Source organism: Paractinoplanes bogorensis (assembly GCF_018829635.1).
In the GTDB taxonomy this organism is placed as follows: domain Bacteria; phylum Actinomycetota; class Actinomycetes; order Mycobacteriales; family Micromonosporaceae; genus Actinoplanes; species Actinoplanes bogorensis.
In genome coordinates, this window is record NZ_JAHKKG010000002.1 from 502,317 (window position 1) to 517,466 (window position 15,150).

Genomic DNA, 15,150 nt, shown 5'->3' on the forward strand with positions numbered 1-15,150 from the left:
GCGTCGGCGGCACAAGCCCGGACGACGCGGACATCGAACCGGCCACCGGGAACGCGAACCCCGGCGCTGTCTGGGATAAGTTTTACCCGCGCACACAGGAGGTGAGAGCGGTGGTGGATTCGGCTTTGCGGGTCCAGCAGGCTGCCGCTTTGCACCGGCAGGCCGTCGCCCTGGCCGAAGCGGCCTCGATCGCGCTCGATGCCGACGCCGCGTCGCCCGATCCGCTCGAGCAGCATCGCCTGGCCGAAGACCTGCGGGCCGCGGCCGGCGCGCTGGCTCCGGGCTGGCTCGGCGCCCCGCTCGACGCGCAGTCGGTGAACACTCCGCTCGGCGGTGTCTACCCGCCACAGTTCGTCCGGCTCGGTGCCGCCCAGTTGCTCGACGACGCCCGTTTCCCGGCGATCGTCCCTCTACTCGGCACCGGCCATCTCACGATCGACGCGACCGCCACCGATTCGCGCGTCTTCGGTCTGCTCCGGTCGGTCCTGTTGCGCCTGCTCGCGGCCGCTCCGGCCGGTTCGTTGCTGGTGCGGGCGGTCGACGGCATCGGCGGCGGCGAGGTGTTCGCCCCGTTCGCCGATCTGCGCGACGCGGGCCTGATGTCGCCCCCGGCCACCGATCGGCAGGGTCTGCGCGACGTGCTCGCCGAGGCCGAGAAATGGCTGCGTCCCGGCCGTGGTGTGGCCCCGCGGCGCACCCGGCGCGACCGGATGATGCTGATCGTCATCGCGAGCCTGCCCGAGCTGACCGAGGGCGAGGAACTGCGCCGCATCGCCGCGCTGGCCCAGCAGGGCCCCGATTCCGGCCTGCACCTGATCGTGGCCGGTTGGCCGCCGCCCCCGCTGACCGCCGAGACCACCCAGGCGCCGCTGCCGCGGACGACGATGGTGTCGGTCCGCAACCCTTACGCGGTGATCGGCGACCCGCCCGGGGCATCGTTCGGTTCGACGCCCGACGTGTCGTGGCTCAACGCTCCGGTCTTCCTCGACGAGGATCCCCCGCCCCATCTGGTCGACTCCGTGTGTCGCGAGCTCGCCGCCCACTCGGCTGCGGCCTCCCGGGTCACGCTGGCCGATCTGCTCCCCGAGCCGGGCGAGCCGACGTGGACGGGCGATGCCGGCGAGGGTCTGAGCACGGTTGTCGGCCACGACGGCGAGACCCCGCTGGCACTGCGGTTCAACGACCTGACACCACACTGGATGGTCGGCGGACGGTCGGGCGCGGGCAAGACCGCCTTCCTGATCAACGTGCTGTACGGGCTGGGTGCCCGGTACAGCCCGTCCGAGCTGGCTCTCTACCTGCTCGATTTCAAAGAGGGCGTGACCTTCGCCGAGTTCGTGCCGACGCAGCGTGACCGCACGTGGCTGCCGCACGCGCGGGCGGTCGGGGTCGAGACCGATCGTGAGTACGGTCTGGCCGTGCTCCGCGAGCTCAACGCGGAGATGTCCCGCCGCTCGACGGCGTACGAGAGGGCGGGTGTCTCGACCCTCACCGAGCTGCGTGCCGCCGCGGCCGAGGACGGGCTGAACCGGCCTCTGCCCCGCATCCTGTGCGTGATCGACGAGTTCCCGGTGCTGCTGGCCGGGGGCGATCCGGTGGCGACCGAGGCGACGGCGCTGCTCGAGTCGCTGGCCCGCACGGGTCGCTCGTGCGGCATCCATCTTGTTCTGGCCAGCCAGAACGTGACCGGCATCGCCTCGCTCTACGCCAAGCGTGACTCGTTCTTCGGCCAGTTCCCGGTGCGCATTGCGTTGCCGGGCGGCGGCGACGTGCTCGAGCCCGCGAACGACTCGGCGGCCGGCCTGCCGCTCGGCACCGCGGTGGTCAACACCGCGGGCGGGCTGGGCGGTCCACGCGGGGCGACCCGGGCGCACGAGCGCATCGTCCGCTTCCCCGACCCGCATGCCGACGACGAGTTGCTCAGCGACCTGCGACACAAGCTGTGGGGCGCCCGCGATCCGGAGTCGCCGCCGCCGCGCATCTTCGCCGGCTACGCCCATCAGCACCTCGCCGACGACCCGACCTACCGGGCCGCGCTGGCCGGTCGCGGTGGCAGCCCGGCCGCGCTGGTGGGCCGGATGCTCGACGTGAACCTGTCCACGGCGTCGTTCCCGCTCGGCCCCGAGCCCGGGCGGCACCTGGCGATTTTCGGGTCGCAGGCGTCGGCGTCCGAGGTCCTCGACGCGGCCGCTCGGAGTGTGGCCGCGTTCCACTCACCGCGTACGGCAAAATTTGTCATCGCCTCCCTAGTCGCCGAGGGTGACCGTCTGGCCGAGGCTCTGGCCGCCGAGATCGGGCATCGGCAAGAGGTGGTGGTCGTCGACCGGACCGGGTTGGCCGCCGCGTTCGATCCGGAGCATCCCGGCTATCGCGTGGTCTTCGGCATGGACGAGGCGGCCTTCGAGGCGCTGCCGGCGTTCCTGCGTGACGGACCGTCCCGGGGCGCCCATCTGCTCTCCTGGTGGCGTGATCCGCGCCGGTTCACCGAGCGTGACAACGTCGCCGGTCTGCTCTTCCTCAACGTGCCGCCGGCCGAGGTCGCGGCGACGATCGGCCGGCCGGTGGAGTGGCAGGCCCGGCCCAATCGCGCGCTGCTGCACGACCGTGATTCCGAGCGCACGGTCACGCTCGTGCCGTTCCTCGATCCCGGCGTGGGTGATGAGTCGTGACCGACCAGCAGCAGACGACGACGCCGATCCCGGCTCAGCCCGCCCCGCCCGCGCCCGGCCCGTGGGCCGACTACCTGGCGGCGGCTCAGCGACTCGATGCCGTGCGCCGGGCCGCCAGCGCAGCCTCGGCCGACCACCAGGCCGCGGTCGCGTCGGCACGTCAAGAGCTTTCCGCCGTACGGGCAAGGCTCGCCGCCCAGGAATCCCGCCTGACCCACGAGCAGGCCGTTCCGGTGCTGGAACTGCGCCCACAGCCGGCCGACCTCGAGGTGGCCACCCAGACCGCCGCCGGTGGCCCCAAGGCCGCCCTGTCCGCGTTGCAGCAGGCCCGCCGCACGGCCGACGCCGGCGACGCGCTCCTGACCGAGGCCGCGCCGACCCGCCGCTGGCGCCCGTGGGCCCGCAACCTGCTCATCTACGGCCCGTTCGCGGCCGTGGTGCTGATCGTCCAAATTGCTCTCTACCTGGTCGCCGACCCCGGTTCGGTGCCCACCTACGCCCTGCTGTGCGGCCTCACGATGCCGGTGATCGCTTTCGGTCTGGGTTGGTTCACCATCGGCTTCGTCTACGGCGGCGACCCCGAGGGCGTAGACCGCACCCCCATAATCGGCGCCATAGCGTGCCTGGTCCCAGTCCTGCTCACCTGCATGGGAGTCGGCTTGGCATCCTTCTTCCACAGTGGCGGATAGCGCTTTCCGCCCTCACCCCAAAACGCGGCTGCGCCAGGCCGATGGAGCTGTCACAGCGACGCAGCCGTATACGCGCCAACGATGGCGTCACGGCAGCGCGACCGCCTGCGGCGAAGGTGGCCTCGAGCAGCGGGGACAAGAGGCGACGCCGTGCCGACGTTGGCGTCAGGACAGAGCAGCCGTCAGGTCGACCTCGACCAGCTGACCCGAGAAGCCGAGCACGGTCACGCCGAGCAGGGTCGACGCGGTGGTGAAGGCGGGCGCGAGGGGCGAAGCGTTGAGCCGATCCCAGACCGCGGCCAGTTGCGCGCTGTCGTTGCTCACCACGTAGATCACCGAGCGCACCACATCACCGGGCGTGGTGCCGGCCGCGGACAGCACGGCGAGGCAATTGGCGATCACCTGGTCGGTCTGAGCGTCGAAGTCACCCGGCTCACCGACCACCTTGCCATCCAGGTCGAGCGGACACTGCCCGGCAAAATGAGCAAGCGGCCCAGACGACGAGATCGTGACGTGCGTATAGCCCGGCGGCTCATGAACGGTGGACGGATTGAACTTCTCGATCATCCCGCCAGTATCCCGGCCGCCGATCGGCCTCGACACCGATTAACGGCAGCCAGCCCACCCTCCCGGGGGCCCCCGTCCCACCCCATTGTGGCGCGGTTGGCCGATCTTGGGCGCCGGGCAACGCGCGCCCTGTGGACAACCTTGAACTGTGGATAACCCGTCAGCCGAACCAACCCGGTACGTCTACCGGGAAACCGGCCGCGGGCACGACCCTGCGCAGGGAACTCTCCAGGGCGGCGACCAGTGGAGCGCCCAGCTCGGCGACCCAGCGGGCCCGCAACTGGTCGAAGATTTCGGCTGACTGGATCAGCATGTCGAGGCCCAGCGGCGTCAGCCGGATCAGTTTGCGCCGGGCGTCGGCCGGGTCGTCGGCGCGTTCGACGTAGCCGAGGGTGGCCAACCGGTCGACGGTTTTGCCGGCGGCCTGTTTCGAGACGCCCAGCCGCCGGCCGATCTCGCTGGCCGACGCGCCGTCCGGGCCGATCGCCTGGAGCGCGAAACCATGCACCGGCCGCACGTCGGGATGACCACGGGTGGCCAGTTCGGCGTGCAGCGAGTCGATGAGGGTTCGGAAGCCGGCGAACAGCAGCAGCGGCAGCTCGAAGCCCGGCGGGTCAGGATTCGGCATTGGCAAACTCGACAACCTGGTTTACGGTTTCGACAACCACGTTGACGATTCTAGCCATGGAGAGATCATGTTTGTGAGTCACACCCTCGAGTCGGCGCCGGTCGGCTCCCGGCCCCTGATCGAGAACACCGTCGAACACCTGGGTCACGTGCCCGAGGCGGTCGCCAGGCTGGCCGAGTCGCCCGAGATGCTGGGCGGCTTCCTGCAGGCCAGCCAACTGTTCGAGGCGAGCACGCTCGACCCGCTGGCCCGCGAGGTGGTCGTGATGGTGATCGCGGCCCGCAACGACTGCCGGGTCTGTCTGGCGATGCACACCGGGCGGTTGCGGGCCCTGCACGCCGACACGACTTTGATCACTCACCTGCGTACGGGAAAAAGACCTGATGATTCCCGGCTGGCGGCCGTGCACGATTTCACGCTGCGGGTGCTGGCCACGGCCGGCGAGGTGTCCGAGGAGGAGATGGGCGAGTTTCTGGCGGCCGGCTTCACCCGGCGCAACGCGCTCGAGGTGGTGCTGGGCATCGGGACCTACACGATGTCGACCCTGGCCAACCGGATGGTGCGCGCGTAGAAGGGTCAGCGCGCGTTGATCAGCGCCATCGCCTCGGCGCGCACCTTGGCGTCGGTCTGGTAGGCGCCGCGCACGGCCGACGTCACCGTCCGGGCGCCGACCTTGCGGATGCCGCGCATCTCCATGCACAGGTGTTCGCACTCGAGCACCACGATCGCCCCGCGCGCGTCCAGCTTCTCCATCAGCAGGTCGGCTATCTGCGACGTGAGCCGTTCTTGCACCTGGGGCCGGCGGGCGTAGACCTCGACCAGCCGGGCCAGCTTGGAGAGCCCGGTGATCCGCCCGTGCGGGCCGGGGATGTAGCCGATGTGCGCCACGCCCTTGAACGGGAGCAGGTGGTGCTCGCACATGCTCATCACTTCGATGTCGCGGACGAGCACCATCTCTTCGTGGTCGGCCTCGAAGGTCGTCCGCAGCACGTCGGCCGGGTCGACCCGCAGGCCGGCGAAGAGCTCGGCGTAGGCCCGGGCCACCCGGGACGGGGTACGTTCCAGCCCATCGCGGTCGGGGTCTTCGCCGACCGCGATGAGAATCTCGCGAACCGCCTTCTCGATACGGCCGAGGTCGACGGCCTGCTCGACCGGGGAACCGGTGAGCTTGCCGTCGACCAGGCGGGCCGCGAGATAGTCCAGCCCATCGTTTTCGCTGATCAGTTGCTGCTTTCCGAGGAGGAGCTGCTGCCGTTCGGGTTGGGCCCGACGGCGATCTGACCATCCGCCTCGGCCTGCGCCTTGAGCTTGTCGCGCTCGGCCGGGGTGAGCACCGGGGGCGCCTCGGAGGGCAGGCGCTTGCCGAAGCCGTTGAACGGCGACATCGGCGGGCGCTTGGCCACCCGTACGCAGATCCGGTCCATGTCTTCCCGGGTGATGGTTTCCTTCTCCATCAGCTCGAGAACCATGCTGTCGAGGACGTCGCGGTACTCGACCAGGATCTCCCACGCCTCGTCGTGCGCCAGCTCGATGAGCGCGCGCACCTCGGCGTCGATGTCAGCGGCGACCGAGTCGGAGTAGTCCCGCTCGTGACCCATGTTGCGGCCCATGAACGGCTCGTCGCCGCTGGTGCCGTACTTCACGGCGCCGAGCTTCGAGCTCATGCCGTATTGGGTCACCATGGCCCGGGCCAGGCCGGACGCCTTCTCGATGTCGTTGCCGGCACCGGTGGTGGGCTCGTGGAAGACGAGTTCCTCGGCGGCCCGGCCACCCAGCGCGTAGGCCAGGGTGTCGATCATCTCGGCGCGGGTCTGGGTGTACTTGTCTTCGGTCGGCAGCACCAGCGTGTGACCGAGCGAGCGGCCACGCGGCAGGATCGTCACCTTGTGCACCGGAGCGGAGTGCGGCAGCGCGTAGGCGACCAGCGCGTGTCCACCCTCGTGGTACGCGGTGATCTTCTTCTCGTTGTCGCTCATGGCCCGGGTGCGGCGCTCGGGGCCGGCGATGACGCGGTCGATCGACTCCTCGAGGAACTCGTTGGAGATCGCCCGCTTCTCGTTACGCGCGGTGAGCAACGCGGCCTCGTTGATCACGTTGGCCAGGTCGGCGCCGGAGAAGCCGGGCGTGCGGCGGGCCACCGAGTCGAGGTCGACGTCGGGCGTGAACGGCTTGCCCTTGGCGTGCACCCGAAGGATCGCCTTGCGGCCCTCCATGTCGGGGTTGTCGACCGGGATCTGCCGGTCGAACCGGCCGGGACGCAGCAGCGCCGGGTCGAGGATGTCGGGCCGGTTGGTGGCCGCGATCAGGATGACCCCGCCCTTGGTGTCGAAGCCGTCCATCTCGACGAGCAGCTGGTTGAGCGTCTGCTCGCGCTCGTCGTGACCGCCACCCATGCCGGCGCCGCGGTGCCGGCCGACGGCGTCGATCTCGTCGACGAAGACGATCGCCGGCGCGTTCGACTTGGCCTGCTCGAACAGGTCGCGGACCCGGCTCGCACCGACACCGACGAACATCTCGACGAAGTCGGAACCGGAGATCGAGTAGAACGGCACCCCGGCCTCGCCGGCGACCGCGCGGGCCAGCAGCGTCTTACCGGTTCCGGGCGGGCCGAAGAGCAGCACACCCTTCGGGATCTTGGCGCCGAGAGCCTGGTACTTCGCCGGGTTCTGCAGGAAGTCCTTGATCTCGTGCAGCTCCTGGACCGCCTCTTCCGAGCCCGCCACGTCGGCGAACGTCGTCTTCGGCGTGTCCTTGGTGATCATCTTGGCCTTGGACTTGCCGAAGTTGAGCACCCGCGAGCCGCCACCCTGCATCTGCGACATGAACAGCAGCAGCAGGATCACGAGGATCGCGATCGGAAGCAGGTTGATCAGCAGCGAGAAGAGGATGTTGTCGCCCGAGACCGTGGCGTTGATCGTGCCGGTGATCCGGCCCGCGGTCTTGGCGTCCTGCACCTCGTTCCAGATCGTCTGCGTGACCTCGTACGGATACTGGGTCTCGATCTTGTCGACGGTCTTCCCGTCGAACCGCTCGGGCGAGGCGAGATCGATCTGGAGCGTCTGCTCCTTGTCCTTCTGGACGACCTTCTCGATGCCGGGCTGGTTCAGGCGCTCGAGCGCCACCGAGGTATCTACGCGCTGGTAGCTCGGACCACTGGTGAAGAACGAGCTCAGCGCAATCACGCCGATGATCACCAGAATGATCCAGACCACCGGGCGGCGGAAGAAACGCGTACGTTCCATACTGTTGTCGGGCGCCAAGCGCCCGGACCCTCCTGATCGGCGTCCTGGTCACCTCAACGAGCCGCCCGCCCCCACCGCGTACGACAAAATCGCGGTGAAGAAATCGGACCGGCCCCTCCGGCACTTGTCACACTGCGCCATCGGTCACTCGACGGTACACCGTGGGTGCCGCTTGCGAACCCGTGAGCCCGTTGGCCGGACATCATCCAGCCCTCGGCCGTTCACTCGGCTTTAGTGGCAAATCCGCCCATAAGGACGGATTTCTGAGAAGAGGCTGAGAAACGGTTCAGCTACGGGCGTACACCTCAGGCCTCAGCACCCCGACGTAAGGCAGCTCACGGTAGCGCTCGGCGAAGTCGAGACCGTAGCCGACGACGAACTCGTTGGGGATGTCGAACCCGACGTACTTCACCGGGACCTGCACCTTTACCGCGTCGGGCTTGCGGAACAGCGCAACCACCTCGACGCTGGCGGCCGAGCGCGACTGCAGGTATTTCATCAGCCACGAGAGCGTCAGGCCGGAGTCGACGATGTCTTCGACCACGACCACGTGCCGGCCGGTGATGTCGCGGTCGAGGTCCTTGAGGATGCGGACGACGCCGGACGACGTGGTGCCCTGCCCGTAGGACGAGACGGCCATGAACTCCATCTCGGTGGACGGACCGTGGTTACCCAGCGCGCGGGCGAAGTCGGCCATGAACATGACCGCACCCTTGAGCACGCACACCAGCAGGATGCCGTCCTCCGCCTCGGCGTGGTCGGCGGAGACCTGCTTCGCCAGTTCGGCGATCTTTTCCCGGATCTGTTCCTCCGAGATGATCACGTGGTCGATGTCGGCGTCGTACCAGGACCCGTCAGCCATGGCCCCAGCGTGCCGTATGAAGGTTGCCGACCGCCGCACGGGGCAGTGCTCAACTCACCTGGAACCGCAGGAAAATGGCCGGTTCCGCCCGCACTGACCAGCGAAACCGACACTGCGAGTGACAACTCTCACAGCACGTCAGGGCACTCGAACGAGTGCGCCTCGCTCACGGACCACCTGAATACCGCCCGGAAGGTGCACCGCGCCCTGACCGTGCCAGTCGGTGATGAGCGCGTCGAGCGCCTCCACATGCCGGTGTGACAGCGCACTCCCGGGCGCGCCGAGCTCACGCGCCCACATATGCAGCACCCGTCGTCGAAGCGCTGGCCGCATACCCGACAAATCCGAAACGTCAATTTTGAGCAGCCGCCGCCTCCCCCGCCCACCCAGGGACGTCGACGGGGAAGCTACAGCGCCGTCAAGCGGATCGGAGCCGGCTGTCCACAGGGAGGCGGCCCCGGGCGTGTCCGCCGGCCCACTCGTCCACAGGGCGTCCAGGGCATCAGCGGCCAACCCGTCCAGCGCCTCATTGTCCGCGGCGATCATCGAGGCCGACCGGGCCAGGTTCGCCACCACGGCCGGGCCGAGAGCCTCGATCAAAGACGGAAGAGCGTTTCCCCGTACGCGGGAACGCGCGTAAGCCGGATCCGAGTTGTGCGGGTCTTCCCAGGGCACCAGCCCGAGCGCCGCACAGGCCTTGCGCGTGTCGGACCGGGCCACGTCGAGCAGCGGCCGCACCAGCAGACCTTTGCGCGCCGGCATCCCGGACAGCCCCCGCGGCCCGGCTCCCCGAGCCAGCGCCAGCAGCACCGTCTCGGCCTGGTCGTCGCGCGTATGTCCCAGCAGTACCGCGACCGCCCCCGTACGGGCCGCCGCCGCCGACAACGCCGCATATCGAGCCGCACGCGCAGCCGCCTCGGGCCCGCCGGGCAGCCCGTCCACCGATACGGTCTCGACCAGCACCGGATCGAAGCCGGCGCCGGTCGCCCAAGCCGCTAGCGAGGCCGCCCGCGCCGCCGACCCCTCCTGCAGGCCATGGTCGACGGTCACCAGACCCACCGAGGAGCCCACGAAGCGGGCCGCCGCGGCCAGCGCCAGCGAATCCGCCCCGCCCGAGCACGCCACCAGCACCGGACCGTCCGCCGGCATCGCCCGGCGCACGGCCAGTCGCACCGCGGCGACCGAAGGCGGGATCCGGGCCAACTACCCGCCGATCGCGGGCTGCGACCCGTGCACCCGGGTCACCCAGGCGTCGGGGTCGCCGAGCTCGTCGAGACGCGGCAGGGTCAGCGGCGAGTCGAAGATCTTGTTGAAGCCGTCCATGCCGACCCGCTCGACCACGCCGTGCACGAACTTGCGGCCCTCGGCGTACTGCCGCATCTTGACCTCGATGCCGAGCAGGCGCCGAACCGCCTTTTCCAGCGGGTTGCCGGTCTCGCGGCGCTGGTTGAACTTGGCCCGGATCGACTCGACGCTCGGGATGACCTCGGGGCCGACGCCGTCCATCACGAACTCGGCGTGCCCCTCGAGCAGCGTCATCAGCGCGGTCAGCCGGTCGAGCACCGCCTTTTGCGCCGGGGTCTGCACGATGTCGAGCACGGACGAGCGCGAGTCGGGGTCGCGCAGCGCGTCGGAGAGCGTCGACACACCCCGGCGGAGGCGCTCGAGGATGTGCTCGCTGTTCTGCGAGGCGTCGACGAAGGCCTGCACCTCGCCCAGGAAGTAGCCACGCATCCACGGGACGGCGGTGAACTGGGTGCGGTGGGTGACCTCGTGCAGGCAGACCCAGAGCCGGAAGTCGCGCGGGTCGGCGCCGAGCTTGCGTTCGACCTCGACGATGTTGGGCGCGTTGAGCAGCAGCTGGCCGGGGTTGCCGCTGAAGACCTCGTATTGCCCGAGCACGCGGCCGGAGAGGTAGGCCAGGATCGTGCCGGCCTGGACGCCGGTGACCCGGGAGCCGATCGCGTCGGCCAGCCCGCCCGGCTGCTTGTCACCGGAGAGCCGGGTGACCAGCGGGATGATCACCTGCTTGAGGCCGGCGATGTTGACCGCGGCCCAGTCCTTGCGGTCGACCACCCGCACCGGAGGCACCTCGACCTGCGACGACAGACCGGTGTAGGCGGCCACGTGGCCGGCCGCCTCGTCGGTCAGATTGCGCAGGTCGGTCACCACCGCCATCGCGTCGTCGTAGGACACCGCGGGCCCGGATTTCGACAGCGCGCCCGCGGTGGCGGCGGCCAGATCCCAATCAACGAACTGCGCCATGCCCACCACCGTACCCGCGCAAATCGAGCCCCCACCTCAGGAGAAACCCGGAGATCAGCACCCGCACGCAACGAGACGCGCAGCCACCTTGTCCAGCGCCGCGCGCCCGGTACCCGCGCCGGGCGACCCGCTCGCCATGATCGCGAAGACCAGCAGCCGCCCGTCGGCCGTGGTCAGCACCCCGGCCATCGTGTTGACCCCGCTCAGCGTGCCGGTCTTGGCCCGCACGATGCCCTGCCCGACCTGGTTGGGCTGCGGCGAGACGAACCGCTTGAGCATCGTCCCCGACCAGCCGGCCACCGGCAGCCCGCCGAACATGCTGCTCAGAGCCGGTTGCTGCCCCGACGCGGCGAACGCCAGCAGCTCGGTCAGCAGCGTCGGGCTGATCCCGTTGTTCCGCGACAGCCCACTCGCGTCGTAGAGGTTGGCCTCGTCGGACGGCAGCCCGAGATCACCGACCCGCTTGATGATCGCCTCGGTGCCGTCGTCGAACGTGCCCGGCTTGCCGTCCGCGATCGCGACCTGACGCCCCAGCACCTCGGCCGCCGTGTTGTCGCTCATCCCGAGCATCCAGTCGGTGAGCTGCACCATCGGCGGCGACTGGACGACGCCGAGCTGATCGCCCGGGGCGATCTCACCGGTCGACGAGGGTGGGGTCGACGCCGTGGCCGGCGCGGTGCCCTTCTTGACCGCCGAGGCGGGCACGCCGAGCATCCGGGCGAACGCCTTGGCCGCCGCGTCGGCCGGGTTGGACGAGCGCGGGTCGCCGCCGAACTCGTTGTGGATCGGCCGGACCCGGCCCGCGTTGACCATCAGCGCCTGGATCCGGGACACCTGCCCGTACGCGATGTCGTTGGAATCCCAGCCCCGGGCCGTCTCGGGCCCGCTGAACAGCGAGATGTCGTACAACAGACTGGTCGGTCTGGTCGTTCCCAGCGCCTTTTTGACCTGGTCGGCCAGCAGGTCGAGCCGGGCCGCACCGGGGAACAGGGCGTTCTTCGCGGTGGCCAGCGTCGGATCGCCGCCGCCGATCAGCACCACCTCGCCCGGCGTGCTGCCGGCCACCACGCGCGTGCTCAGCCGGTAGGACGGTCCGCGCGCGTCCAGCACGGCCGCCGCGGTCAGCAGCTTGGTGGTCGACGCGGGCGTGGTCATGGTGTCCGCGTTGCGGGCGTAGAGCACCTGGTCGGAGGCCACGTCCAGCACCGCGACGTGCACCTTGGTGCCCAGCGCGGGCGACTTCACCAGCGGGTCGATCGCCCTGGTCACGCTCTCGGGCGTGGGTGCGGTTCCGCCGCCGGCCGCCGCGACCAGCACCGGTGTGGGCGACGGGTCGGGCGTCGTCGGCGATGGGGCCGGCGCGCTGGTCGTTTCGGCCGAGAGCCATTTGTCGACCGGTCCCGGGCGCACCAGGCCGACGATTCCGGCGGCCAACACCAGAAAAATCACGATCGACAGAGCAACAACCCATTTAGTACGTTTCCCCGTACGCGTCCCCGCCGCACCAACCGCAGCAGCCGCTTTCACGGGCGGTTCAGGTGGCGCGGCCGCAGGCACAAGCGGCGAAGGTGGCGTAGCCGCAGGCACGGGCAACGCAGGCGGCGCGGCCGCATCCTTGGTGGCACCGCCCGACGGGTTGTCCGGCGCAGCGGCACGCATGGTGTTCAGCGGCACCGACGCCCGCCCATAGGTCCCGCCCGCGGCCTCGCCCGGCGCACTGGCCCACGCGCCCTGGGCCCGCTCCGCCTCGGCTCCGGTGGTTATTTGGGCGGTTTGTTCCCCTGACTGAGGTTCGCTGTCAACCTGTGCCCGACCGGGCGCCGATTCCGGCCGAACGGGTACCGCCGGGACGGTCGCCGGACCACCCGGACCAGCCGGTTCGGGGGACTGCTGAGGCTTTTGTGCGGTCACGCGCCCACTGAGGTCGACGGTGGCTCCGAACTCCGGCGAAGAAGCGGCCCCGCCACCCGTCGCCGGGTTACCGTTTCCGGAGCCCCGAAGCGACTCGGACACGCCGTCGTACCCGGGACCATCGTGTGAATCTTGCCTCCCCACAAAGCCCCTCCTGGAACGCGGCGTCAGACTTAGGGGAGACTAGCGACATCCGGCACACCGACGCGCGCGGATCCTGTCGGCCGCTACCGATCGGCCACAGTTTTCCCCGCCCGTGTGACCGGTCTATCTCTCAAGCGGGCGAACAAGGGAGCACAACATGGATTTCGACGTAGTGGTTGAGATCCCCAAGGGGCACCGCAACAAGTACGAGGTCGACCACAAGACGGGCCGCATCCGGCTCGACCGCACGCTGTTCACCTCGACCCAGTACCCGGCCGACTACGGCTTCATCGAGGGCACGCTGGGCCAGGACGGTGACCCGCTCGACGCGCTCGTGCTGGTGCAGGAGCCGACCTTCCCCGGCTGCCTGATCCGGGCCCGGGCCATCGGCATGTACCGGATGACCGACGAGAAGGGCCGCGACGACAAGGTCCTCTGCGTGCCGTTCGAAGACCCCCGCCAGGAGCACCTGCGCGACATCCACCACCTGGGCGAGTTCGACCGGATGGAGATCCAGCACTTCTTCACGGTCTACAAGGACCTCGAGCCGGGCAAGTCGGTCGAGGGCGCCACGTGGACCGGCCGGGTCGAGGCCGAGGAAGAGATCCGCGCCTCGTTCAAGCGCCAGGAGGCCGCCGAGGCCGAGGGTATCGAGCACTGATCTGACGACGCCGTCGCCCGCCGACGTCACGCAGTCCCGCGCGGACGGCTCCCACCCGGGGGCCGTCCGCGATGCGTTTCAGCCGCTGATGTTGCCGACCGCGTCGTAGAGCCCGATCACCGCGCACGCCACCGGGATCACCGAGACGACCACGAGCGTGTCCAGCAGATCGGCCGCCCGGCCCAGATAGGGCGACGGCGGCTTGCGCGAATAGGTGGCGCCGGCCACGACCGTGATCAGCGCCAGCACCAGGGCGGCCCCGGTCACGCCGAGCAGCACGGTCGCGTTCGCGCCGCCGAGCAGGTCGAGCCCGAGCGCGGCGATGCCGGCCAGACCGCCCACCACCAGCGGCACCCGCTGACGCAGGGTGATGAACAGCCGCGAACGCAGCAGCAGGGCCGCCGCCGACACGGCCATCAGGATGCGGGCCGAGAGCGTGCCCGCCGCGGACAGGACGGCGAACCCGGCCACGGCCAGCACGGCGTGGCCGAGCAGCATGCCGGCCAGCAGTTCCTCGGTGCGGGTGACGGCCGCGAAGACGGTGGCCCGGTCGGGTCGTTCGCGGGCCGCCTCGAGCGCACTCGACGCACTGACCCCGGTGAAGCCCTCGGACGCGTCGGCGCCGGTCGGCAGCGTGACCGGTGGCATCGGGACCTTGCCGAACCGGATGGCCAGCAGCGGCAGGGCGCCGAGGCCGCAGACCAGAATCGAGATCAGCACCGCGGCGGCGCCCGCGGCGGTGGTGACCATGCTGGTCAGTGCGGTGATCGCGCCGAGCAGGCCGACCACGGCCCCGGCCGTGAACAGGCGTAGCTGCCCGGCCACCCCGACCGCGCCCAGCGCGGCGACGAGCAGCAGCGCGACCGAACCGGCCAGCAGTTCCGAGCCGCCGAGCCAGGGCAGCACCCCGAACACGCCGACCCGGTCGCCCGAGGCCACCAGCACCGAGCCGCCGGCGAAGGCGTACGGCATCGCGTACGCCCCGAGGGCCGCCCCGGCGCGAGCGTCCCCGTACGCGCGGGAGGCCGTCACCCCGGCCAGTGCGAGCAGTATCGCCAGCCCGAGCCCGGCGAACGCCGCGCCCGACCACCCGGGGCCGGCGGCCAGCACCGCGACCAGACCGAGCGCCAGCAGCACCCCGGCCCCGATCAGGGTGGCCGTGCGGGTCGAGGCCGGCGTCCACGCGTTGCCCCGCCGGCGGGCACCCTCGGCGATGGCCTCGACGACGTCGTCGTACTCGAGTTCGGGCCATTCGTCGTGCGCCGGGACGAGGTGGAGCACCTCGCCGTCGCGTACCCCCTGCGGGAAAAGACCTTGAGCCGTGGCCAGCGCGACGCCGTCGGTGCGCCGCAGCACCCACCCGCCGTGCTTCTCGCCGTCGTCGGCCAGGCCCTCGCCGGCGTGCCGCAGCACCTCGGGCAGCAGCTCGGCCAGCGGCACGTGCTCGGGCAGCGCCACGTCGATGCGGCGCTGTGGAGCGCTGATCGTGACGCGCGCCAGTCCGATGCTCAT

At 70.3% G+C, this 15,150-nt stretch carries 13 protein-coding genes; 4 read left to right on the forward strand and 9 right to left on the reverse strand.

Annotation, left to right across the window (positions count from 1 at the left end):
- Nucleotides 1-110: 110 nt before the first annotated feature.
- A complete protein-coding gene (locus tag KOI35_RS07160) occupies nt 111-2,669 on the forward strand; it encodes an FtsK/SpoIIIE domain-containing protein (RefSeq protein WP_438870586.1) in 2,559 nt (852 codons plus the stop codon).
- A complete protein-coding gene (locus KOI35_RS07165) occupies nt 2,666-3,358 on the forward strand; it encodes a hypothetical protein (RefSeq protein WP_308120832.1) in 693 nt (230 codons plus the stop codon). Before KOI35_RS07160 ends, KOI35_RS07165 begins: the two co-directional genes overlap by 4 nt.
- A 165-nt stretch (nt 3,359-3,523) precedes the next feature.
- Here the strand turns inward: KOI35_RS07165 and KOI35_RS07170 are convergent, their stop codons facing one another.
- Both KOI35_RS07170 and KOI35_RS07175 read right to left on the reverse strand, forming a co-directional pair.
- Nucleotides 3,524-3,925 (reverse strand): RidA family protein, encoded by a 402-nt coding sequence (locus KOI35_RS07170; protein ID WP_215785236.1) that lies wholly within the window; start codon nt 3,923-3,925, stop codon nt 3,524-3,526.
- A gap of 160 nt (nt 3,926-4,085) precedes the next feature.
- The gene (locus tag KOI35_RS07175) at nt 4,086-4,553 is read right to left on the reverse strand and encodes a MarR family winged helix-turn-helix transcriptional regulator (protein ID WP_215785237.1); all 468 of its coding nucleotides are present in this window, start codon (nt 4,551-4,553) and stop codon (nt 4,086-4,088) included.
- A 67-nt stretch (nt 4,554-4,620) separates the two neighbouring features.
- Between KOI35_RS07175 and KOI35_RS07180 the strand changes: the two genes are divergently transcribed.
- On the forward strand, nt 4,621-5,124 hold the full coding sequence (locus KOI35_RS07180; protein WP_215785238.1) for a carboxymuconolactone decarboxylase family protein: 504 nt from the start codon (nt 4,621-4,623) through the stop codon (nt 5,122-5,124).
- 5 nt (nt 5,125-5,129) lie between these two features.
- Here the strand turns inward: KOI35_RS07180 and folE are convergent, their stop codons facing one another.
- The 6 genes from folE to dacB all read right to left on the reverse strand — a co-directional run bounded on the left by folE (nt 5,130) and on the right by dacB (nt 12,371).
- Nucleotides 5,130-5,777: a GTP cyclohydrolase I FolE gene (gene folE, locus KOI35_RS07185; protein ID WP_215785536.1), complete on the reverse strand. Its 648-nt coding sequence runs from the start codon at nt 5,775-5,777 to the stop codon at nt 5,130-5,132.
- Entirely contained in the window at nt 5,774-7,795 is a 2,022-nt protein-coding gene (gene ftsH, locus KOI35_RS07190) for an ATP-dependent zinc metalloprotease FtsH (RefSeq protein ID WP_215785239.1), read from the reverse strand. Before ftsH ends, folE begins: the two co-directional genes overlap by 4 nt.
- 286 nt (nt 7,796-8,081) lie before the next feature.
- A complete protein-coding gene (gene hpt, locus KOI35_RS07195; RefSeq protein WP_215785240.1) occupies nt 8,082-8,657 on the reverse strand; it encodes a hypoxanthine phosphoribosyltransferase in 576 nt (191 codons plus the stop codon).
- Between the two features lie 138 nt (nt 8,658-8,795).
- Nucleotides 8,796-9,860, reverse strand: a complete 1,065-nt coding sequence (gene tilS, locus KOI35_RS07200) for a tRNA lysidine(34) synthetase TilS (RefSeq protein WP_215785241.1) — start codon at nt 9,858-9,860, stop codon at nt 8,796-8,798.
- Nucleotides 9,861-10,922 carry a zinc-dependent metalloprotease gene (locus tag KOI35_RS07205; RefSeq protein WP_215785242.1) on the reverse strand — a complete coding sequence of 354 codons (1,062 nt, stop codon included), beginning with the start codon at nt 10,920-10,922 and terminating at the stop codon, nt 9,861-9,863.
- 54 nt (nt 10,923-10,976) lie between these two features.
- Complete coding sequence (gene dacB, locus KOI35_RS07210) at nt 10,977-12,371, reverse strand: D-alanyl-D-alanine carboxypeptidase/D-alanyl-D-alanine endopeptidase (protein WP_308120833.1); 1,395 nt, start codon at nt 12,369-12,371, stop codon at nt 10,977-10,979.
- 763 nt (nt 12,372-13,134) lie between these two features.
- On the opposite strand from dacB, the gene KOI35_RS07215 reads away from it, so the two are divergent.
- Nucleotides 13,135-13,638 carry an inorganic diphosphatase gene (locus tag KOI35_RS07215; protein ID WP_215785243.1) on the forward strand — a complete coding sequence of 168 codons (504 nt, stop codon included), beginning with the start codon at nt 13,135-13,137 and terminating at the stop codon, nt 13,636-13,638.
- Between the two features lie 78 nt (nt 13,639-13,716).
- On the opposite strand, the gene eccD is transcribed toward KOI35_RS07215, so the two are convergent.
- Entirely contained in the window at nt 13,717-15,150 is a 1,434-nt protein-coding gene (eccD, locus tag KOI35_RS07220; protein WP_215785244.1) for a type VII secretion integral membrane protein EccD, read from the reverse strand.